Annotated in this window: 19 protein-coding genes; 7 read left to right on the top strand and 12 right to left on the bottom strand. The window is 41.4% G+C overall.

The window, feature by feature from the left end:
* Positions 1–86: 86 nt before the first annotated feature.
* A complete protein-coding gene (locus tag ABU615_RS02090; RefSeq protein WP_218965425.1) occupies positions 87–287 on the top strand; it encodes a CsbD family protein in 201 nt (66 codons plus the stop codon).
* Positions 288–512: 225 nt separating this feature from the next.
* A complete protein-coding gene (locus ABU615_RS02085) occupies positions 513–1,394 on the top strand; it encodes a LysR family transcriptional regulator (protein ID WP_367490901.1) in 882 nt (293 codons plus the stop codon).
* A 116-nt stretch (positions 1,395–1,510) separates the two neighbouring features.
* Here ABU615_RS02085 and ABU615_RS02080 read toward each other — a convergent pair whose 3' ends face one another.
* Positions 1,511–2,479, bottom strand: a complete 969-nt coding sequence (locus ABU615_RS02080; RefSeq protein WP_370389111.1) for an alpha/beta hydrolase — start codon at positions 2,477–2,479, stop codon at positions 1,511–1,513.
* Positions 2,480–2,603: 124 nt separating this feature from the next.
* Positions 2,604–3,800, bottom strand: a complete 1,197-nt coding sequence (locus ABU615_RS02075) for an MFS transporter (protein ID WP_370389110.1) — start codon at positions 3,798–3,800, stop codon at positions 2,604–2,606.
* A gap of 583 nt (positions 3,801–4,383) precedes the next feature.
* Here ABU615_RS02075 and ABU615_RS02070 point away from each other — a divergent pair.
* Positions 4,384–4,806 (top strand): integrase domain-containing protein, encoded by a 423-nt coding sequence (locus ABU615_RS02070; protein WP_370389109.1) that lies wholly within the window; start codon positions 4,384–4,386, stop codon positions 4,804–4,806.
* 287 nt (positions 4,807–5,093) lie between these two features.
* Entirely contained in the window at positions 5,094–6,920 is a 1,827-nt protein-coding gene (locus ABU615_RS02065) for an AIPR family protein (RefSeq protein WP_370389108.1), read from the top strand.
* A 1,349-nt stretch (positions 6,921–8,269) separates the two neighbouring features.
* Here the strand turns inward: ABU615_RS02065 and ABU615_RS02060 are convergent.
* From ABU615_RS02060 to ABU615_RS02015, 10 genes are all read right to left on the bottom strand, one after another.
* Positions 8,270–8,449, bottom strand: coding sequence for a hypothetical protein (locus tag ABU615_RS02060; RefSeq protein WP_370389338.1), 180 nt, complete (start codon positions 8,447–8,449; stop codon positions 8,270–8,272).
* Positions 8,446–8,706, bottom strand: coding sequence for an Arm DNA-binding domain-containing protein (locus ABU615_RS02055; protein WP_367488003.1), 261 nt, complete (start codon positions 8,704–8,706; stop codon positions 8,446–8,448). The genes ABU615_RS02060 and ABU615_RS02055 overlap by 4 nt, the downstream gene beginning before the upstream one ends.
* A gap of 215 nt (positions 8,707–8,921) precedes the next feature.
* Complete coding sequence (gene guaA, locus ABU615_RS02050) at positions 8,922–10,487, bottom strand: glutamine-hydrolyzing GMP synthase (RefSeq protein WP_370389107.1); 1,566 nt, start codon at positions 10,485–10,487, stop codon at positions 8,922–8,924.
* A 188-nt stretch (positions 10,488–10,675) separates the two neighbouring features.
* Positions 10,676–11,209 carry a hypothetical protein gene (locus tag ABU615_RS02045; RefSeq protein ID WP_370389106.1) on the bottom strand — a complete coding sequence of 178 codons (534 nt, stop codon included), beginning with the start codon at positions 11,207–11,209 and terminating at the stop codon, positions 10,676–10,678.
* A gap of 650 nt (positions 11,210–11,859) precedes the next feature.
* Complete coding sequence (smpB, locus tag ABU615_RS02040) at positions 11,860–12,306, bottom strand: SsrA-binding protein SmpB (RefSeq protein WP_037405662.1); 447 nt, start codon at positions 12,304–12,306, stop codon at positions 11,860–11,862.
* 131 nt (positions 12,307–12,437) lie between these two features.
* Positions 12,438–13,778: an MFS transporter gene (locus ABU615_RS02035; protein WP_367488005.1), complete on the bottom strand. Its 1,341-nt coding sequence runs from the start codon at positions 13,776–13,778 to the stop codon at positions 12,438–12,440.
* A gap of 93 nt (positions 13,779–13,871) precedes the next feature.
* Positions 13,872–14,888, bottom strand: coding sequence for a ketol-acid reductoisomerase (gene ilvC, locus ABU615_RS02030; protein ID WP_367488007.1), 1,017 nt, complete (start codon positions 14,886–14,888; stop codon positions 13,872–13,874).
* Positions 14,889–14,970: 82 nt separating this feature from the next.
* On the bottom strand, positions 14,971–15,462 hold the full coding sequence (gene ilvN, locus ABU615_RS02025; protein ID WP_100140561.1) for an acetolactate synthase small subunit: 492 nt from the start codon (positions 15,460–15,462) through the stop codon (positions 14,971–14,973).
* Positions 15,459–17,231, bottom strand: coding sequence for a biosynthetic-type acetolactate synthase large subunit (gene ilvB, locus ABU615_RS02020; protein WP_370389105.1), 1,773 nt, complete (start codon positions 17,229–17,231; stop codon positions 15,459–15,461). Before ilvB ends, ilvN begins: the two co-directional genes overlap by 4 nt.
* A 391-nt stretch (positions 17,232–17,622) precedes the next feature.
* Positions 17,623–18,480, bottom strand: coding sequence for a chorismate mutase (locus tag ABU615_RS02015; protein WP_370389104.1), 858 nt, complete (start codon positions 18,478–18,480; stop codon positions 17,623–17,625).
* A gap of 254 nt (positions 18,481–18,734) precedes the next feature.
* Between ABU615_RS02015 and ABU615_RS02010 the strand changes: the two genes are divergently transcribed.
* The 3 genes from ABU615_RS02010 to ABU615_RS02000 are packed head-to-tail and all read left to right on the top strand — an operon-like array spanning position 18,735 to position 23,658.
* Positions 18,735–19,733 (top strand): HlyD family secretion protein, encoded by a 999-nt coding sequence (locus tag ABU615_RS02010; RefSeq protein ID WP_370389103.1) that lies wholly within the window; start codon positions 18,735–18,737, stop codon positions 19,731–19,733.
* A gap of 1 nt (position 19,734) precedes the next feature.
* Positions 19,735–22,530 (top strand): ribosome-associated ATPase/putative transporter RbbA, encoded by a 2,796-nt coding sequence (rbbA, locus tag ABU615_RS02005; protein WP_370389102.1) that lies wholly within the window; start codon positions 19,735–19,737, stop codon positions 22,528–22,530.
* A complete protein-coding gene (locus ABU615_RS02000; RefSeq protein WP_100152656.1) occupies positions 22,531–23,658 on the top strand; it encodes an ABC transporter permease in 1,128 nt (375 codons plus the stop codon).
* Positions 23,659–23,687: the final 29 nt, after the last annotated feature.

The raw sequence follows: 23,687 nt of genomic DNA, 5'->3' as shown, positions 1-23,687 counted from the left end.
TGGTTGTCTCTCTAAGATAAATCACTGAGGGATAAGTGTTTTATATAAAAAATTTTAAGCTATAATTAAACAGAACGGAGATGGTTATGAATATGAACGATAATGGATTTGTAGATAAAGCCAAAGGTGAAGTAAAAGAAAATGTGGGTAAGGTAGTTGGCGATACTAAGACTCAGTCTGAAGGTATTGTTGATAAAGCCGTTGGCAGTGTAAAAGATGCTGTGCATGATGCAGCTAATGCTATCGATAATGCTGTGGATTCTATTAAGAAAAAATTTCAGGATTAATTCTGAATCATGTTTTTCAGGCCGCTTTTTAGCGGCCTTTTGTTTTTTACTTAAATATAAGTTAATTAGATTCATATATTGAATAAGCTTTAATTTAATGGCTATGATATTTAATTGTTCTTTTTGTAAAGAACATATTAATCTGGTTCTAGATTGATAATAAATTTTTTTGCTTAGGTAGAAGATGCTAGTCTGTGCACTGGAAGGGTAAGGGAGAATTGCTTGGTGGATATTAAAGTATTGCGTTATTTTCTGGCACTGACTAGAGAGGAAAGTATAACAGCAGCAGCCGATTACCTGCATCTTACTCAGCCTACGCTGTCGCGCCAGCTTATTGAGCTGGAAGAAGAACTAGGGTGTACTTTGTTTATACGTGGCCGCCGACGAATTACGCTGACGGAAGAAGGCATACATTTGCGTCAACGTGCTGAGCAGATACTGGAGCTGGTACACAAAACGGAGTCTGAGTTTCATCATTTAGATAAAAGTCTGCACGGAGATATTTATATTGGCTGTGGTGAAACGGATGCGTTAAGACCGGTTGTAGGGGTAATCAAGATGATGCAGAAAGATTATCCTCGTATTCGCTTTCATATTTTCAGTGGTAATGCCAATGATGTAACTGAGCGGTTAGATAAAGGATTACTTGATTTTGGTGTATTAATTGATCCAGCGCGTGTGGATAAATATGATTCGATCTGTTTACCGCAGAAAGACAGATGGGGTGTGCTGATGCGCAAAGATAATGCACTAGCTGAACGCGATTTTATTCAACCGCAAGATTTATGGGGACTGCCGCTGATTATGTCGCGCCAAAAGTATGTGAGTAACAGTATAGCTAGTTGGATAAAAAAAGATTATGACCAGCTTAATGTGGTTGCAACCTATAATTTGATTTTTAATGCGGCGCTGTTGGTTGAACAGAATGTGGGCTATGCTTTGTGTTTGGATAAACTGATTAATACTAGTGGAGACAGTGTTTTCTGTTTTCGGCCGCTGGATCCACTATTGGAAGTGGATGTCAACATAGTTTGGAAAAAATTTCAATTGTTTTCAAAAGTTTCTATGCTATTTTTACAGCGGTTGAAGGAAGTTTTTTCTATTTAAGCTCTGTTATAAGCTTTTATTGTCAGTCTCTGCCTACATCTTTAGTTTTAATCAAAGATGCAGGCAAAATAAATATATTCAAACTATTTTGAATTAGCTGTTTTTACATGGGCTGATTAAAGGTTGGTTTTGAAAAAAGAGGTTAGTTTGGCGAAGGGGATAAGATTAACGCGGTCATATAAATCTACATGGCCGGCATTTTTTACGTAATACAGCTCTTTGGGTTCGGCTGCGCGGCGGTACGCATCTTCGCTGAATTCCTTAGAATGGGCTTTATCTCCTGTGATGAATAACAATGGACGTGGTGAGATGGTTTCTATGTCATTAAAGGGGTAAAAATTCATGAATTTGGGGTTGCTGCTTAGGGTGGGGTGGGTAGTTAAATCTGGTTGTGAACCGGATGGTGTAAACTCACCACGAGCAGTACGGTAAAAATCATAAAATTCATGTGCTATTGGGCTGTCAGAAGCAGTGATTTTTCCTTTATTAATGGTGCCTCCAGTATACTCGATTTTTCCGCCAGTAAATTCAATGTAGCGTTGTTCTGCAGCTTGCTGGATGATTTGTTTTCGCTTTTGCAGGGTAAGTGTATGGTGCAAACCGTTGCGGGTTGCTGCACCCATGTCGTACATGCTGACAGTGGCAATGGCTTTGAGGCGAGGATCAATTTTAGCGGCGCTGATGGCAAAGCTACCGCTGCCACATATGCCGATGACGCCTATTTTATTGCGATCTACAAATGGCTGAGTGCCTAAGAAATCTACTGCGGCACTGAAATCTTCGCTGTACATATCAGGTAATACGGCATTGCGAGGATGTCCATCACTTTCACCCCAGAATGATAAATCGATAGAAAGCGTAATAAAGCCTTGTTCGGCCATTTTAGTGGCATATAAATTGGCACTTTGTTCTTTGACTGCACCCATTGGGTGGCCGACAATTATTGCGGGGTATTTTTGGCCGGTAATGATACTTTTTGGAATAAACAGATTTCCGGCAACTTTCATTTGGTACTGATTAAGAAAAGTTACTGGTTGCCTTGTAACAAGATTACTTTGATAGAAATTATCTGTCTGACTATACATATCAGCTCCGTTAGATAGTGAAGATAGCATTGATAAAAATATTAGATTCAGTAAAGGTAGAAAATATTTTCTAAAATATAAATAAACGTTTCTCATGAGTGTATATCTTTGCTGGTAATCAGAATTAGGGTAGTTGGTTTGTGGTGGTATGCGTTAATAATGTCAAACTGGTCTGAATAAGAAACAATGCCACGATGAAAATCAATGCCGATATCAAAAATATGCCATTGATACCATGATGGTCATAAATACTTCCACCGATTGCGGCGGCTAAACCGATGGCAAACTGAATAGCTGCAACTGAAAGGCCGCCCATCATTTCGGATTTATTGGCTAATGTGATGGCTATCCAGGTGGACCAGCCAACAGGTAGAAAACCAAACATAAATCCCCAAGCTACGACTAAAGCTGAATCGGTTGCCGGATTATTGCTGCTGGAAAATAAACTGATGGCCAGGATAAAAAATATAATGTGGCTGATTATCATGGCCGATTTAAAATAGTAATGCATTATCCAGCCTGCAATCATTGTCCCAATAAAGTTTCCTATAGCAAATAGTAGTAATAACATTGATAAGGTATTGGCGGGCAGAGAAAGAGTATGCTGAAGAAAAGGTCTTAGATATGTAAAAAAAATGTGATATCCACCATAACTGAATATGGTGGCTAGCATACCGGTGCTTACCCATGGCTGTTTCAGCAGCAATATCATATTTTTAAAGTTGCTATCAGTTTGGGGAGCTAACTGTGGCAATGAGAAGAACTGCCAAATAAATGCAATCGCAGCTAAAAGTGCTGAATACAGAAAAATACTTCTCCAACCGATTAGGTTGCCCAGATAACTGGCCAATGGCAGGGAAATGATGGTTGCTACAGATACACCGGCATAAACGACGCTAAGAGCACGTGAAACATTCTGTTTAGGAACCAGCTGCATGGTTACAGCGGAAGATAGAGACCAGAAACTGCCAACACATAGTCCTAGTATGCTACGACCAATTAATAATAGGATGTAGTTTGGTGCAAAGGCAATCAATATATTGGCTATGATTAGCATTAGAGAAAGCGTTAGTAATACTTTGCGTCTATTTATATTTCCGGTAATGCTGGATAGAAACAAACTGGACAATACGGCAAAAATACCTACTGCGGTGACGGTTTGCCCGGCCATGCCTTCAGTAATATGTAGGGATTTTGCTATAGGGGTGAGTAGGCTTATGGGAATGAATTCTGCACTAATAAGACTGGTGACGCCTAGAAATAGAGAAAATACGGCAGACCATTGGGCTTTTAATGGTGATAAATTGATTGGTGACTGCATTATTTTAATTCTCCTTTTCGTTGCTAATTGTTGTAGATGGGTATGTATTTCATTTGCATAATTAATATCTATAGCAGTTTTAAACTTATTGGTATAACTTTGTTTTAAAAATTTCTTTTACCAATCATTGGTTTTTTATGATTTGAGAAAGTATAAGTATCTTAAATTTGTATGTAAAATACTTATACTTTATGGTGATTCATGCTTTTTAGGCATAGATAATGATATTTTTGAATGGAGTGAGCTTAACTGAGTTTAGTAAGTGATTTATATAGAAAAGCTAGCTACAGTAGTGAAATCTATAAATAATATTTTATTCTGTAGTTTGTGTATGTAGATTAGATTTTTATTATAGGCTTTGTTTAATTACAGTTTACTATTTTAATTAAAAATAAAAGCCTTGTAGAACAAGGCTTTTAAGTTAATTTAATTGTAAAAGGAATCTGTTTACAAACATTGCAAAATGAAATGGCCGCTATTTGTCAGGCACTTAAAGCAACAGGTCGAGACAAGTTAGCTGATTCAAATAGAATCAATAATAAAGCATTAGGGTTGTCTGGGGCAAGTCGTCAAGGTAATAAAATTGCGATCACCGATAGTCAATATTAAGAGATATCAAAGGGCATCTTATCGAGATCCAGCACTTACGGCTACGATTGAGATAGCAAGGACATTTGGGCTTCGAGGTAAGGAAGCGGTACAAAGCTGTCAATCACTACAAACATGGAAATCAAAGATAGAGAAAGGTGATAATAAAATTAAGGTGGTGTTTGGTATGAAGGGAGGAAGACCAAGAGATACGATTATTTTGAATCAGCAAAGGGCATTAAATGCGGAAAATGCAGGACTAAATCGCAGGGAAAGTATCTTATCAAAACTTAATATTACCATTCCTTCCCTTCACAAATTCTTATTACAGAAGGTATTGCGACAGGATTCGCTATTGCTGATTTTAGTCAAAATTTATGAAACAAAGCAGTATTTTTGCTGCTATATTAGCCAATAACTTATTACCTGTTGCACTAGCATTAAGGAAACTCTATCAAGTCAAGCTCAATTAGGTTTTGAAAGTAGTCAGTATCTTCTAAGCTCTAATGCTGGATGTAGATAAGAAGTTTAGTCGGTGGCTGAGAAAGCTGGAAGACTCTAATCTTATTGTCATAGAAAATAAAGAAAATATAGTTATAGTAAATATCTTAAACTTTATTTTTATTCAAATTAATAATTTATATTAGTCAGTAAATATAAAACAACGTAAAATCAAAAGGAAATTTATAATTAATGGAGTAGTAAATGGCTAACATAACAAAAATACCACATCCTATTATTAAATCATATGTTGAAAATTTTATTTATTCCTATGAAATATCGGAAGAATTATCTCAAGACCAACATGCTATTTTTGAAAAATATATTAATAATTTAATATTATCAATATATGGAAATGATCCAAATGCTACATTTGAAGACATGGAAACTGGTACTGCATTTGGAATTGATGGAGTTGCTATATTTGTTTCTGACAGAATTATAACAAGTATTGAAGATGTTGATTTAATTTTAGAAGAAACAAAAAAAATTGATGTAAGTTTTTTCTTTACTCAGTCAAAAACAGCTTACAAATTTGATCGGCAAGACATATTAGATTTCTTTATAGCAATAAGACGTTTTTTTAACTTAGATAGATGTGAAATTCCTGAGTTAGAAAATTTTTGGGATATAGCAAAATATATATACTCAAAATTTACGAGGCTAAAAAAATCACCAGAATTAAATATGATTTTTGCTTCTTTATCACCTACAGATATAGATTTATCTGATAAAAATATGAAATCAGCAATTACTTTAGCAATAGAAGATCTAACTAATTTAAACTTATTTGAAGAAATTTATGAGCCACAATTTATTGGTGTAAAACAAATAATGGCTTTAAATTCCAAGATGCATTCAGATTTAGAGATATCTATTAATATGGCAAAACCACCAATTCCATATCCTAAAGACCCTGAAGGAAAAATCAAAAATGCTTACTATGGTTTAATAAAAATAGATGAATTTATTAAAGTATTAACTGATAAAATTGATAATAAACGGGTTCTTAGAAAAGGTATTTTTGATAATAATATTAGATATTATTTAGGTTCAAGTGAAAAAGTAGAAGTAAATAAAAAGATGAAAGAACAGCTATCTGGCGAACATTCTTTCCTATTTGGCATGTTAAATAACGGAGTTACTGTTATAGGTGATGAGGTTCGTTTAAACTCAGAAGATTTAACTTTGATTAATTATCAAATTGTTAATGGATGCCAAACTAGTCATGTTATTTTTGAAGTTTTAAATGAAATAGAGTCAAAAGATGTAAATAAATCGGAAATTTATCTTCCTATTAGATTTATTGCTACAGAAGATGAAGACACAAAAAATGCAATAATCAAAGCTAATAATAGCCAAACACAATTAAAAGCCGAACAACTAGTTGCATTATCATCAATTCAAAAAGCAATAGAACAATATTATCAAACTCAAAGAAATAAAAATAAATTTGATTTATTTTATGAGAGAAGAACAGAGCAATACAGAGAGGATAATATTCAAAAAACCAAGATTATTACTATTCCTTGTCAAATTAAATCGACTTCAGCACTATTTCTTGACTTACCTCATGCTGTATCAGGACAATATGGAAAAGTCGAAAAAAGCACTAGAGGAAGGCTATTTCAAGAGTCAACTGATTTATCTTGTTTAAACTCATATTATGTTAGCGGATTATCTTGGTATAAAGTCGAAAGATTTGTACTAAACAACGAAGAAGGTAAAAAATATAAAAGAGCACGATGGCACATTATTATGCTAATAAAATATTTATGCTGTCCAATTGATAAAATAGATTTAAAAATAGGAAAAGTATCTGAAGATCAAAGTAATATAATTGAGAAAATTTTACTGAATGACAAAAAGATAAATATTATGCTTAAGGTAATAATCAATATTATTGAGCAGTGCTTTAATCATGACAACATTATTCTTTCAGATCGAAAACTATTTGAGAAGAAGGAAACTACTCTGAAGTTAATTGAATTTATGAGGGAATATCAAAAGGAAAATGGGGTATTTATTTAAAGCACAGAACGAATCAGTATCCTCATCCGCTTAGACGGATTAAAATTTTATGACTTAATAATGGGCAAACCAGACTAAAATAAAATGAAAATAAAAGACGATATTTGCGACCTAGTAAAACATGATATCAGCCTCTGCTTTAAAAGAACCATCAGTAAAATCTCACTTCAACGATACTACTCTAAGGTAAAAAAATCATCAAAAATGACATTGATGATTTGCTGCTAAGTCAGCGAAATAATAATTCTAGATATCCATTTAGAGACTACAATCACGCCATAAAGCCGCTGTGGAGTAAGAGCGAAAACTAGAAGGAAGAATTGAACCTTATAGTGGAGATTACTTCGGTTGGCCTGCTTTCTTTCGTTTAATGACCGGTAGTGTGCGTAATGTTTTATGAACGTCCGCTCCTCGCTCAAAGCTGATTATCGAATTTAATCATGACAGTCAAAGAACAATATCAAATTGAGTCTAAGCTAATACATTTAAAAATATCTTATAGCTTTTTGAAAGCCTTTTTTAATAAAAGTCATTCCATTCTGGAATGGCACTTATACTCTTATTACCCCTTATTCTTTTTATTATTCATAATATTTTCTATCCAATCATCAACCATATCAGCCCAATCTTGTAGTAACTTACTTCGCTATCGTGCATATTTTGCTTTATTGTATACAGCTCTAACTCCTCTTTGCTCATGGGCTAACACCTTTTCAATCCAATCAGATTTATAACCTGCTTCATGCAAGTGTATTGAGACGGTTTGGTGCATATCATGAAGTAAGAATTTTTAAATTGGTAGACCTTTTCTTTGTACCAATTCCAAAGTGTGAGAAACTGTTCTATTCTAAGAACTTACTGAAACCGTGCCATATTGTGATTGTCCAAAACTTGGCAACACATAAGGCGAACCACTGGCCAATACATGTAATTGCTTAAATAAGTCGAGAGCTTGCTGTGATAAATAAACAATATGTGGCCTGACTGCACCTTGGCGATTTACCTTCATTTTTTCCACAGGTATTGTCCATTCCTCTGTTACAAAATCAATTTCATCCCATATAGCATTAACTAAAATATTTTTACAACCAAAGTTAACAAAAGTAGTTTTAAAGCAGCCTTTGAAGTGTGAGGAGTTTGAGCTTTTTTTTAAGATATTAAAGAAAATACCGATCTTTCGTTTAGATAAGGCTCTATCTTTAGAATTAAATATCGCTATCGTTGAGGGGCAACATATTCGGCAGGGTTTTCACAATTAATTCCTCTAGCCTATGCATAGTTAAATACACTACCAACAATATCACAATTTCTTACAGCTGATGCAGATGCCCCTCTATCTTTAATTTTTTTCAATGGCTTCTTAGCATATCAGCAGTGATTTCATTGAGGGCTTTTTTGCCAAACTTAGGCAAAACATCACGTTTGATAATACCTTCAACAATATTGCACGTGCTCTCTTTATCATTAACATCTTTTAGCCACTTTTCTAGCCAATCACTAAAATAATTGAGTTTTCCTTGTTCATTTATGCGTTGCTTTCCGTCGCTGGGGAAACGCCTTGGGCTAATAATTTATTAGCATTCATTAATTGTTCTCCGGCATCACCTAATGATATATCGCTATACTTACCGATTGTTAATGTCTCTCGTCGCTCATTAATTTTGTAATCAAATCTAAATGTGATTAAATTCGATTTAGCAATAGTAACATATGAACCATAACGATCTGAAATCTTATAGACTTTATCCTTGGGTTTTAATGCCTTCAATTTAGTTTCAGTCAACATATATTTTCCCTTAAACATTAATTAAATTTTACCGTAACTTTAGATGGTAAAAATATAGCATATCAAAGTATATTAAAATTTTTACCGTTATTTTTTATGGTAAAAATCTAAAGACCGTGCTGGATTAGTCTGGATTAAAAAAACTAAAAAGCCAGTGAACCTATTGATATCACTGGCTTTAACTGAGGCTATCCAACTATTTTGGAATAGGTATTTTATTCCCATTCAATAGTAGCAGGTGGTTTGCCACTGACATCGTACACTACGCGGTTGATGCCGCGCACTTCGTTGATGATGCGATTGGATACGCGACCCAGTAAATCGTAGGGTAAATGTGCCCAGTGAGCGGTCATGAAATCGCTGGTAATCACAGCTCGTAAAGCAACTACATATTCGTAGGTGCGGCCATCGCCCATGACGCCTACGGATTTTACTGGCAGGAAAACGGCAAATGCCTGACTGGTTTTGTCGTACCAAGATACGCCGTCTTCATCACAGGTGTTGCGTAATTCTTCGATAAAGATATGGTCGGCACGGCGCAGTAAATCAGCATATTCGCGTTTTACTTCTCCTAGAATTCGCACGCCTAAGCCGGGACCAGGGAAGGGGTGACGGTATACCATGTCGCGTGGTAAACCTAAAGCTACGCCCAATTCGCGTACTTCGTCTTTGAAAAGGTCTCGCAGTGGCTCGAGTAGTTGCAGGTTGAGGGTTTCTGGTAGTCCACCCACGTTGTGATGGCTTTTAATGGCATGTGCTTTTTTTGTTTTGGCTCCGGCACTTTCAATTACATCTGGATAAATTGTGCCTTGAGCCAGCCATTTGGCATTCTGACGTTTGCCGGCTTCGCGCTGGAAGACTTCGACAAATTCGGCACCGATGATTTTACGTTTGCGTTCTGGGTCGGTTTCACCTGATAATTTAGATAGAAAATCTGCAGAAGCGTCTACGTGAATAACGTTTACGCCAAGATTTTTTCCAAACATATCCATGACCATCTGAGCTTCTTTATAGCGCAGTAAGCCATGATCTACAAATACGCAGGTTAGCTGGTCTCCGATGGCGCGGTGAATCAGTGCTGCGGCTACAGATGAATCAACCCCACCAGAAAGCCCCAGAATGACTTCATCGGTACCTACTTGTTCACGAATCTTGCTGACTGCTTCTTCAATGTAGTTTGGCATTGTCCAGCTTGGTTTGGCCTGACAAATATCCAGTACGAAGCGATTGATTAATTCACGCCCTTGTTTGGTGTGGGTTACTTCTGGGTGAAACTGTACGCCGTAAAAGTGTTTTTGCGGGTTTTCAATAATGGCATAGGGGCAGCTCGGGGTGTGGCCAATGCTTTTAAAGCCTACCGGCAGTTTGCTGACTTTGTCACCATGGCTCATCCACACATCCAGTGTGTTGGGCTGGTTGTCAAAAATGCCATTGGTGAATTGGCTGTCTTCTGTGTGCACCTGAGCATAGCCGAATTCGCGCTGGTCGCCACCGCTTACTTCTCCGCCCATGGTATGCGCCAGCCATTGCATGCCGTAGCAAATGCCGAGAATGGGAATGCCGAGATTCAGAATTTCCGGATTGGCCTGATAGTCTGATTCGTAGACTGAATTGGGGCCACCGGACAGGATAATGCCTTTAGGGGCAAATGCCTTGATATCGGCAATGGGCATATCAAATGAATGTAATTCACAATAAACATGAGCTTCACGTACGCGCCGGGCGATGAGCTGGGTTACTTGTGAACCAAAATCGAGAATTAAGATTTTATCCTGATTCATGCTAGGCTCTTGACGGGTGTTTGGATATAAAGCGCGTTATTTTAACACTTTTCGGTTTTTATTTCTGCTTCTGCCTGACATGGGGAGGAGGCATGTTTTGAAAATATGCAATATTTCCTGATAAGATTGATTAATTTGTTTATTTTAATGCTGATGCGTTTTGGGTAAGGATGTTTTGCTGTTTGAATCTAATTTTGCTGTTTTTTCAATTGTTCTCGTCTGTCTTTTGCAAGTACCTTCAGTACATTGATGAATCGTCTCTGGTAGTCGTATTTCTCGCTGGTACCTAATAATATTTTTCCGAATTCCATATAAAAATGTACGTTATCTTTAACTAGCGTATTAGGAAAAAATGTCATGCAGAATTCGATAGAGATAATTGAGTTATCGCTGTTTTTAAGTGTTCTGATGTATTCAACTGATTTAAGGTAGCTGATATCTAATTTTAGTTTTTCTATGTAAATTGCCTTAGTGGTGAAGCGAACTTGTTTAATGTTGTGCCGTTTGTTTTTATATCTTCTGAAGAGAAAAAAGGTACATATGAGTGCTGATGTAAAAAACAATAAACTGCCCGTTTCATTGTGTCTGGTTAATACATCCAGCCCGCACACCAGTGATATAAATGCACATACGCAGCAGGCAAACAGATAAATTCTGGCATAAGCTTTGGAATTGCAGCGCCATTCCTTCATTACTTTTAAAATTGCTTGCAGATCATTCATGCTTGTACCTGAAGTTGTTTATGCGGTGAAAGGTATTGTTAATCGATAAAAAAATCCAGAATTTTTTTCCAATGATGTTTATTATTTCAGTGACACGTGCACGTTTTTTAGTTTTAAGCTGGTTATGAAAAGAGCGTTGCCAATATGTACTGCTGTTTCAAGAGAAGAGGTATGTGAAGCTTTCAACGTTATTTTAACTCGTGAGATTATTCAGAAGTGCTCAGCGTTGGTGGTTGCCTACGTTGTTTTATTTGATTTCCTGAGGACTGCTTTTTATTACCTGAAAAAAGCTGATAGATGGCCACAGTTGATATTCTGATAAAGGAGATTATTTATGTGTGGATTGATGTATTAGCTTTATTTTACCAATAACATTTTCATAACTTCTCGCTTCATCGCTTAAATTATATATTAAATAGATTGGATTGAGGTATTTGGATTTTCCAATATATTTTTTATTTTAACATGGGTTAACAGTATCTTATGAGAAAGATATTTTATAAATTAGGTTATGTTAGACCGCTGGGAATTATTACGAAATTCAAATCAATTAAAAGAAATTTATTTTGGCTTTTTTATGCGGAAATTTATGAAAAAGGGAAATTGTGTTGATTCAATTTCCCTTGTAAAGATTTTATTTTATACATAAATCAGCGAGCCTGTTTCATGAGCCGCTGTTTTTCGCGGTTCCAGTCTTTTTCTTTGCTACTCTGGCGTTTGTCGTGCTGTTTTTTACCTTTGGCTAAACCCATATCGATTTTGACATAGCCATGGCTGTAATGCATGTTTACGGGAACAAGGGTATAGCCGCTGCGTTCTACTTTACCAATCAATTTGTTGATTTCTGATTGTTTAAGCAGTAGTTTACGCTGCCGTACTGGATCAGGTTTAACGTGATTGGACGCTGTGGGTAATGCGGTGATGTGGCTGCCGACCAGATAGAATGCACCTTTTTTCCATTGAATATAGCTTTCTTTGATTTGCACGCGGCCGGCACGGATGGCTTTGACTTCCCAGCCTTCGAGGACGATACCGGCTTCTATTTGCTCTTCGATAAAGTAATCGTGAAAGGCTTTTTTGTTATTGATTATGCTCATGATGATTTCTGCTATGCTGTGTTTTCGTGAGTATTTTAGCAGAAAGTGATGCTTTTGAAGACTGACTGACGCTGGGGCTGTGTGAATGAGGCATTAAAAAACCGATTGAATCAATCGGTTTTTTATTTGTATCAGTTTTCTATTTCTTGCCGATGGGTTTCAGGCAGTAATAGTACGGCAATGATGCTGAGTAGGCAGGCGGCTATGAGAAACCAGCCAATGTAGACGCTACCTTGTAAACCGTATTCTTTAACAAGTGATGCGGCGAGAAAAGGAGTGAGTGACCCACCCAGTATGCCGCCGAAGCTAAAGGAGATGGCCGCTCCGGTATAACGTACGTTGGTTGGAAAAATTTCTGGCAGAAACGCGGCCAGAGGTGTCCATAATATTCCCATGATAAAGAGGGAAAAAGACAAGAATACAGCTGCTACTATGGTGCTGTTGTTGTTGATTAAATCGCCATAGAAGAGGCCGATTATGATGGTGATGATGCCTCCTATCAGAAATACGGGACGACGGCCGATTCTGTCTGACAGCCATGCAGAGATGGGTGACCCTATGGCCATGAATACGATTGCCCCCATGAGGATGGATAGGTATTCGATTTTGTTAAATAAAGACGTACTTTGCCATGGGTGGGCGGTGGTGGCGTATTGCAGTGAAAATACGGTGGTCAGGAAGAATAGGGTGAAGCACGACATAGCAGCCAAGGAGCCAAGAATGAGCTGTTTGTAATGTTTGCGAACGGTATCATTCAGTGGCACTTTGACGTGATTTTGCCTGGCAACCATGTTGCGGAATGCTTGGCTTTCAATAATAGACATGCGGACATACATGCCGAGGCCAACCAATACGATGCTTAGTAGGAATGGAATGCGCCAGCCCCATGCCAACATTTGATCGTTGTTTAGATGCTTGGACAGAAGTATAAATATCAGACTGGCTGTAATGAAGCCGATAGGAGGCCCTATTTGCGGAAACATGGCAAATAAGGCGCGTTTGCCTTTAGGCGCATTTTCTGTAGCCAATAAAGCGGCACCGCCCCATTCACCGCCAAGACCGATGCCTTGACAGAAGCGCAGGACGCATAAGCATAATGGGGCGATAAAGCCAGCTTGCTGGTATGTGGGGAGAATACCAATTAGGGTGGTACTGATACCCATGATAAGTAGGGATGCGATAAGGGTGGTTTTACGTCCGACTTTGTCGCCAAAATGGCCAAATAATGCGGCACCAATCGGGCGGGCAATAAAGGCGATGCCGAAAGTCAGAAAGGACGCCATAGTTGTGAGGGCTTTGTCTTGAATTGGAAAAAACAGGTCACCCAGTACCAAGGCGGCGGCCAGACCGTAGATATAGAAGTCGTAAAACTCAACGGCGGTGCCTACAAGGCTGGCGATAGCGACTTTGGTAGGCGAGTTTTGTGTTTTTGCGGTTGCAGTAGCTGACTGCGATGCGGGGGTATTGGTCATATTTATTTTTGGTTGAAAGGGTTAAAAAAAGCTTGTATATGGAAAATGCATACACAAGCTTTTGCTTTAAATCAAGCAGACTGCTGCGGCTGATTAGTTTTTGTCCTGATCAACCAGTTTGTTTTTGGCAATCCATGGCATCATGCTGCGTAATTGGGTACCAATAATTTCAATCGGGTGCTCGGCATTTTGGCGGCGGCGGGCTGTCATGGAAGGATAGTTGGTAGCACCTTCGACGATGAATGATTTAGCATAGTCGCCATTCTGAATGCGTTTTAATGCTTCACGCATGGCTTGGCGGGAGTGCTGATTAACTACTTGTGGGCCGGTAAAGTATTCGCCGTATTCTGCGTTGTTGGAAATGGAATAATTCATATTGGCAATTCCGCCTTCGTAGATAAGGTCTACAATCAGTTTCATTTCATGCAGACATTCGAAGTAGGCCATTTCTGGAGCGTAGCCGGCTTCTACCAGCGTTTCAAAACCGGTTTTGATTAATTCAACCAAACCGCCGCACAATACGGCTTGTTCGCCAAAGAGGTCGGTTTCGGTTTCTTCTTTGAATGTGGTTTGAATTACGCCGCCTTTGGTGCCGCCGTTGGCAGCAGCATAAGACAATGCAATGTCACGGGCACGGCCAGTGGCATCCTGATGTACGGCAATCAAGCTAGGTACGCCGCCGCCTTTGAGGAATTCGCTGCGTACGGTATGGCCTGGGCCTTTAGGAGCAATCATCACCACATCCAAATTTTTAGCTGGAATGATTTGGTTGTAATGAATGTTGAAACCGTGGGCAAAGGCTACGGTAGCGTTGTCTTTGAGGTTGGGGGCAATTTCGTTGATGTATACGGCAGGCTGAAATTCATCAGGGGTAAGTATCATGACTACATCAGCGGCTTTAGTAGCTTCGGCTACTTCGCGTACATCATGGCCGGCATTAACTGCTTTGTGCCAAGAGTTGCCATTTTTGCGTAAGCCGACGATTACATTAACGCCTGAATCTTTTAGGTTGGCTGCGTGTGCATGTCCTTGTGAGCCATAGCCGATAATGGCTACGCTTTTGCCTTTGATTAATGAAAGATCGGCGTCTTTATCGTAATAAACTTGCATTGTTATTCCTTTTGTTAAAACTTTGTGTCTTGGTTATGTTCATGTTTCGGCCTGATGCGGCCGAAGGTGTTTGGGTTTGTGCTTAAATGCGTAGCATGCGTTCACCGCGGCCAATGCCGGCAGCTCCGGTACGGACGGTTTCTAGAATCAGTGTTTTGCCTACAGTGTCTAGAAAGGCATCGAGCTTGTTGCTGGTACCGGTGATTTCTACAGTATAGGTTTTGTCGGTCACGTCGATGATGTGGCCGCGGAAAATATCAGCTAGGCGCAGGATTTCATCGCGGTCTTTGCCGGTGGCACGTAGTTTGACCAGCATGAGTTCACGTTCGACATACTGGCTGTCGTTTAAATCGATTACTTTGATAACCTCAATCAGTTTGTTGAGCTGTTTGGTTATTTGCTCCATGACATTGTCGCTGCCACTGGTAACGATGGTCATGCGTGATAAGGTTCTATCTTCTGTGGGGGAAACAGATAAGGAATCGATGTTGTAGGCACGGGCTGAAAATAGGCCGACTATACGGCTCATCGCACCAGATTGATTTTCCATCAGAATAGATAAGATGTGTCTCATGATGCGCTCCGGCTATTCTGCTCGCGCTCGTTGGCAGCTGTAGCTTTGATTTTATCCATATGTGGTGGCAGCACCATCTCATCCAGACCTTTGCCGTTACCCACCATTGGGTAGACATTTTGGGTGCGGTCGGTAATGAAGTCCATAAATACTAGACGGTCTTTCAGAGCAATAGCTTCTTTCAGTGCACCTTCTATATCCGCAGGTTTTTCAACCCGAATTCCGACGTGTCCGTACGCTTCCGCCAGTTTGACAAAATCTGGCAGTGAATCCATGTAGGTTTCGGAGTAACGGTTTTCGTAGTAGAGCTCCTGCCACTGGCGCACCATGCCGAGAAAGCCATTGTTGAGGTTGATGACCTTAATGGGCAGACGGTATTGGTAGCAGGTGGAAAGTTCTTGAATATTCATTTGTATGGAACCTTCACCAGTAATGCAGAATACATCTTCTTCCGGCCGCGCCAGTTTGGCACCCATGGCATAAGGCAGTCCTACACCCATGGTACCTAGTCCGCCTGAATTGAGCCATTGACGGGGACGTTGAAACGGATAGTACTGTGCAGTAAACATCTGATGCTGGCCAACGTCGGAGGTAATGAGGGCGTTGTTACCTGTGATTTTGGCTAGTGTCTGGATGACTTGCTGTGGTTTGATGTATTCATCTGCGCTTTCAAACCACAGGCTGTTGTGACTGCGCCAGTTTTCAATGGATTTCCACCATTTTTCCAGAGCGTTGTTGCTGAATGCCAGATTTTGTTTCTGCCACAGTGCTAGCAAATCTGTTAATACGTTTTTAACATCGCCAACAATCGGTACATCTACTTTTACGCGTTTGGCGATGCTGGAGGGGTCGATATCGATGTGGATAATTTTTTTGCCATCATCGGTGAATTTGTCCGGTACGGAGATAACGCGGTCGTCAAAGCGTGCCCCAACGGCTAGTACAACATCGGCGTTTTGTAATGCTAAATTGCCTTCATAGCTGCCATGCATACCTACCATACCGAGAAACTGGCGGTTGGTACTGGGAAATGCACCCAGCCCCATCAAGGTGGCAACACAGGGGGTACCGGTAGACTGAATGAAATCAGTGAGTACGTTGCTGGCATTGCCTAATACTACGCCACCGCCGAACAGTACTATTGGGCGTTTGGCTGCGGCCAGTACTTGTGCAGCTTTTTTAATCTGGCCAGTGTGCCCATGGGTTACGGGCTGATAGGAGCGGATGTTGATGTCTTCTTGTGGATAGCTGAATTTGGCCATTGCCTGTGTTACATCTTTGGGCACATCAATCACGACTACGCCTGGGCGGCCTGTGCGGGCAATCTGAAAGGCTTTTTTAATGGTTTCAGCTAGTTCGCCAATATGGGTAACTAAAAAGTTATGTTTGACACAGGGGCGGGAGATGCCGATGGTGTCTACTTCCTGAAAAGCATCGGAACCAATAGCCGGTGTGCCTACCTGACCGGAAATGACCACGAGTGGGACAGAGTCGGAATTGGCGGTGGCGATACCGGTGATAGCATTGGTGGCTCCTGGGCCGGAAGTAACCAGTGCGACGCCTATTTTTTCACCGTTGCTGGCACGTGAGTAAGCATCAGCTGCATGTACGGCAGCCTGTTCGTGTCTGACAAGGATATGGCGAAATTTTTTTAATTGAAAGATGGCGTCGTATATTTCGAGAACTGCTCCGCCGGGATATCCGAAAACATATTCTACATTCTCGGCTTTGAGACTCTGCACGAGTATTTGTGCACCTGAAAGTTGCATATCAACCTCTTATGTTCTGGCTGTCCGACTGACACGTAACCAATGCATCTGCAATCCGGTAAGATTTAATAAATGCGAACAGCGATTTGGGGTACGCGAACGCACTTATTGTGATGAACTGTTGGTTCTGCGTCCGGTAGTCGGATGAGCAGGTTTGGGTTAGCTAAATGAGTGTTTACGATAAAGCAGGTGTTGATGTTAAGCAAGTGCTATTTTTGTGAAGTTTACTCCTATTTTGAGGTTAAAATTTTATTTTATGCTTTAATTTTTTAGTTTTGTGCATTTTTATGCTTTATTTGGACAAATTTTATGCATTTTCTGAATTAATTTGTCCAAATTTAAAGAAATTATTTGTTTTTGTAAAATTTTTAATTTTAGACTTATTGTCCAGTTAATAAATGATAATGTGGGCTCCTGCCGCCTGTGCTATCTGCATGAGTGTGGTGGAGTCCATATAGGCATGGGCGAGATGTGAAATGTTGGCAACGATGGGTAGATGGGTAATTTTTCTGGCTTTAACAATGGCTTCTACGTCAAGGCGGTAAGGGGCATTGCGCTCAAGGCTGAGGGTGCCTGCTTCTCCAAGCATAAGGTGGTGGTTACCTTTTAAGGCGATGTGCTCAGCAGCTATAAGCCAGTCATCGACTTGATGATGTTTGTCTTTACACAATACGACAGGGATATTTAGGCATCCCACTTCGTTGAGCAGGGTACGGTTAGACATGAGTTCGCCGCCCAGGTAAATGATGTCGGCCTCTGCTTGTAAGGCTGGTTCGAGCTGGCGCACGTCTCTGATGCGTAGCCATACTGATTTACCTGCTTGATGGGCACTGGCTATCTGTTGCTGCATATTGGTTTGCGGTTGAGATGGTGGGGTATAGGGTGAGGCCGCTTGAAAAAAGGGATCGATGAATATGTTGATGTTTTCTGGCAATTGTGTGTTGGTTACGCTGGCTACCAATTTCTGATGGTTGCCGCCAAGCTGCTGTCCGCGTACGGTAATGACGGTGTCTTCGGCTTTGGTCTCGCGGCTGATGATGCGCCAATCCTGAAGTATGCGCATGGCTTTTTCTACTCCGGCTAGTGCTTCCAGTTCGCGTGGTTCAAACACTCTTTCGTCACCAACTGCGCCAATAATAGTGCGCTCTTCTCCGCGCGAAATATGCTCGTGCAATCCGCGCTCACGGATGTAGCTGATGACGCTGTTAATCTGTGTTTCGGTAGCCTGACGCTGCATTACTATAATCATGTTGGTTGTCCTTATGAAGGGTGCTTTGATTGTCAGTAAAAAAAAGCAGGCTGGCAAGTAGCTGGCTGGTGCGAACACTGTCTATGTGGACGATTCTGTGCCAGAAACAGGTTATGGTAACACTACAACAGTGATAGTAAACTATTGTTATTAATGAAAAGTGTGTATATTTTATATGTTAACTTGCGTGATGAAATTCTGGTGGGTTTCATGATGTGAGGCCAATAAAAAACAGTTCATTCAGGGACAGATAAATGAAAACAAGAAGGCTGTTGTTTGTGTTGGTGGTATTGGTTCTGGTAGGTGTGGCGGTTTGGATAAATATTCGCAGTCATGTGTCTTTACCGGATGGTTTTGCAGGCGGAAACGGACGCATGGAGTTAAAACGGCTGGATGTGGCGACACTTTATTCTGGACGAGTAATTGAAATGAAGGTGGATGAGGGGGATGTGGTAGCCAAAAATCAGGTTTTGGCTGAACTGTCATCTGATCAGACCAGTAGTAAGCTGGCGGCCGCGCGCGCAGATAAGCAACGTGCGCTGGAAAATGTATCTAAGGCTGAGGCGGAAATTGCTGCCCAGCAACAAGCTCATAAAGTGGCGCAGATGGATCTGGACAATGCGCGCCAGCTTAAATCGGATGAATTGGTGTCTGCACCTGAATTACGCCGACGTCTGGCGGAACGAGATGCGGCAATTGCCAAGGTAAAATCAGCGCAGGCAGCACGTGCTGAGGCGCTTGCGGCAGTGAAACAGGCACAAGCACAGATTGATGCGACATTTTCTGCTAATAACGATATGCTGATTCGGGCACCGAAAGCAGGTCGAGTGGAGTACCGGATTGCTGAAGCGGGCAATGTGCTGGGTGAGGGGAATAAGGTTGTTTCTTTGCTTGACCCGACTGATGTAACTTTGTCGGTATATTTGCCTACCGATACGATTGGTAAGCTGAAACTCGGTGATGAGGCAAGGATTGTGCTGGATGGAATGGATGCAGTATGGCCAGCTAAAGTGGATTTTATTGATTCTAATGCGCAGTTTACGCCGAAATTTGTGGAAACGCTGAATGAGCGGCAGAAGCTGATGTATAAGGTAAAACTGAAAATTCCGGCACAGGTGGCGTTGCGGTACAGCGGTTTGCTCAAGGGCGGATTAACGGGTAATGGCTATATCCGTTTTGATAACAATAAAGCTTGGCCGCAGCAATGGCAGGTTAAATTACCTAATTTAAAACCAGCAGCCAAGGGTGCCTGAAATGGAGAAAACTGCCAGAGAGCAGGCTGATACAGAGGAAGATTGGGCAGTTGATTTACGCCATGTGTCACATCAGTATCGGCAGACGGTGGCATTGCGCGATGTATCTTTGCAAATCCGCCGCTGCGCAACGGTGGGACTGATTGGACCAGACGGGGTAGGTAAATCTACTTTGCTGTCTTTGATAGCTGGTGTGAAGATTATCCAGCAAGGTGATGTGCTGGTTTTTGGTGAAAGTATGGCGTTGAAACACAGCCGCCAATTGCTAAGTCACCGGATTGCCTTTATGCCACAAGGGCTGGGACAAAATCTGTATCCAACTTTATCAGTGAATGAAAATGTGGATTTTCATGCGCGGCTATTTGGTTTGCGTGGTGAGGAGCGCAAGCAGCGGATTGCTCGTTTGTTGCAGGCAACCAGATTGGCTCCGTTTGCCGAACGACCAGCTGGTAAGCTTTCTGGTGGTATGAAGCAAAAGCTGAGTCTGTGTTGTGCGTTGGTACATAATCCGGAACTGCTGATTCTGGATGAACCGACTACTGGTGTGGATCCATTGTCGCGGCGGCAGTTTTGGCAACTAATTGATGAATTACGGGTGGAAAACCCGGATATGACTGTAATTGTCGCTACCGCCTATTTTGACGAGGCCAAACGCTTTGAATATCTGCTGGCTATGGACGATGGTCGTCTGATTGTTAATGCTCCTACGCAGCAGGTGCTGGAAGATACGCATACGGTTACGCTGGAACAGGCGTATGTGAAAATGTTGCCTGAGGCAAAGCAAAATAAAGGTGGCAGTTTGGAGCTGACGCCGTTTGTACCAGACAAAAATTCACCTCCGGCAATTGAGGCTAAGGAATTAACTAAGCGATTTGGCGATTTTGTAGCAGTTAATAATGTAAGTTTTACTATTGAACGGGGCGAAATTTTCGGTTTTTTGGGCTCTAATGGATGCGGCAAATCAACTACGATGAAAATGCTTACCGGCTTGCTGGATGCCAGCTCTGGTAGTGCTAAGCTGCTGGGTAAAACTGTTGATGCTAATGATATGACGACGCGCATGAAGATTGGTTACATGTCGCAGTCGTTTTCTTTGTATGAAGAATTGACGGTGCGGCAAAATCTGGTGCTCTCTGCCAAGCTGTATGAAATGGATACAAATCAAATTGAATCGGCGATACTGGAATCGTTGCAGCAGTTTGATTTACAGGAATTTTCTGATACGCAACCGAGTGAATTGCCTTTAGGTATTCGTCAACGTTTGCAACTGGCTGCTGCCTGTTTGCATCATCCACAAGTTCTGATACTGGATGAGCCTACCTCTGGTGTGGATCCTGTGGCCAGAGATATGTTCTGGCATCATCTGCTGGATTTATCACGCCAGAATCGCACCACAATTTTTGTATCTACCCACTTTATGAATGAAGCGCAACGCTGTGACCGTATATCGTTTATGCATCAGGGGCGGGTGCTGGCAATTGGTACACCACAGGAATTGTGTGCCAATAAACAAACAGATGATCTGGAAACTGCTTTTATTGATTATTTACAGGAAGCGGTAGACAAAACAGAGAATAGTGTGCCGCAGGTAGATTCAGAACAGAAGAAACAGCAGCAAACTGCAATGGCGCCAGCTGTGGCAGGGAAGGCTATGAATGCGGACAGTGTTTCTTACTGGTTTCGGACGGTATGGACGTTTGCAGTACGTGAAGGCAAAGAACTGATGCGAGATAAAATTCGCCTATTTTTTGCCTTGTTTGGACCGGTAGTGCTGATGATGATGGCGGCGTGGTCTGTATCCTTTGATGTGGAACATGTGAAATTTGCGGTAATGGACCGTGACCAGACGGTGGAAAGCCGTGCTTTAGTCGAATATTTCCGTGGTTCGCGCTATTTTACTTTTACTGGCACGCTGCACAGTGCAAATGAAATTGATGAAACGTTGAAGGTATCTAAGGCGCGTCTTGTTATTGATATACCGCCACATTTTGGCCGTGACTTACTGCGCGGAGATAAGCCGGAAGTTGGTTTTTATGTTGATGGCACGATGCCCTTTATGGCAGAAAACATTAAAAGCTTTATTCTCATGATACTGGAACGCTATGCAGCGGCGGAATGGGCACAGACGGGTTTACCTATTTCGCTTAAACCGGCAGCACAGGTTGCGCCTCGTTATGTTTATAATCAGGATTTTAAGAGCATTTTTGCAATTACACCCGGTATGATTATGATGGCGATGATGCTAATACCGGTGATGATGACGGCGCTGGGTGTGGTGCGGGAGCGAGAAATTGGTTCGATTACCAATTTATACACTTCGCCGGCTTCGGTAAGGCAGTTTCTGATTGGCAAGCAGATTCCCTATGTTGTGGTTTCTTTTATTAGCTATTTGATTCTAGTGTGGCTGGCAGTAGTGGTGCTTGGTGTACCAGTACGTGGCAGTTTTCTAGCCATGAGTGTGGGAGCGCTGGCACTGATTTGTGCTGCCACGGCATTTGGTTTGCTTATTTCTAGCTTTGTGAAGTCTCAGGTGGCGGCAATTTTCGGTTCGGCCATTCTGTCGCTGATTCCGGCGCTTAATTTCTCTGGCTTGCTCTATCCGTTGTCTACGCTCACCGGTATTAATTACTGGCTGGGCTGGAGTTTCCCCACGGCATGGTATCAGCTAATTAGTCTTGGAGGTTTTACTAAAGGATTGGGTTTTCTGGATTTCATTAACTACTATCTGGTTTTGCTGGCATTTTGTCTGGCGTATGTGTTTCTGGCCGGCTGCTTGTTGAAAAAGCAGGAGGTGTAGATGCTGCAATGGTTTAAAAATGTCTGGGTACTGAGTGTTAAGGAGCTGAAAAGTCTGCTAAGCGATGTGGTGCTGATTGCGCTGATGGTGGTGGTGCTGTCCGTGGCTATTTATACAGTTGCTACCAGTATTTCTACTGAGGTGCGCCATGCTTCTGTAGCGGTGATGGATGCAGATCACAGTGTGTTATCGTACCGGATTCGGGATGCGCTGCTGGAACCTTATTTTAAGCCGCCGGTAGAAGTAAGACGCGAAGATATTGATGCGGCAATGGATAAAGGCGACTATGTTTTTGTTCTCGATATTCCGGCTAATTTTGAGCGTGATGTGGTGGCTGGCAGATCGCCTACTATTCAGGTTCTGGCTGATGCAACGTCGGTAACTCAGGCTGGTATTGGCTTTAATTATTTAAGTCAGATTATTGATGCGCAAACGCGTTCTTTTTTACGGCAACAGTCGGCCGCTACTTTTTCACCGGTCACGCCAGTGATGAATGTCCAATTTAATCCCAATGGCGAATCGGCGTGGTTTATTGCAACAATGAATGTGGTATCGAACTTAACTTTGTTGGCAATTATTCTGGTAGGGGCAGCGGTTATTCGTGAGCGCGAACACGGCACGATTGAGCAGTTATTGGTGATGCCGGTACGTCCTAGTGAAATTGTGATGGCGAAGATTTTTGCTAATGGTGCTGTGATTTCGGTGGCTTCGCTGTTGTCGCTGTGGCTGGTGATTGAGGGATGGCTGCATATTCCGATTAACGGCTCGGTGTCGTTGTTTAGTCTGGGTATGTTTATTTATTTATTTTCGGTGGCTTCGCTGGGTATTTGGTTTGCCACGCTGGCGCCGACGATGCCGCAATTTGGCTTGCTGTGTTTGCCGATATATGTGGTGATGCGGTTGCTTTCTGGTTCGGAATCACCTTTGGAAAGTATGCCTGCTTTTTTTCAGTATATAACATGGTTGTCGCCTGAAACACAATTTACTCAGTTTAGTCAGGATGTGTTGTTTCGCAATGCTGGGCTGATGACCGTATGGCCGAAAATTATGATGATGTCCATTATGGGCGTGCTGTTTCTGGCCTTGGCACTGTCACGTTTTCGCGGCATGCTGGCGCAGCATTCTTAATGTAGATGTCGTAGATTCAGGACAAATGG

Source organism: Snodgrassella alvi, from assembly GCF_040741455.2.
Lineage (GTDB): Bacteria > Pseudomonadota > Gammaproteobacteria > Burkholderiales > Neisseriaceae > Snodgrassella > Snodgrassella alvi_E.
Note: the sequence above shows the minus strand (reverse complement) of the source record. Positions and strands in the feature narration are given on the sequence as shown.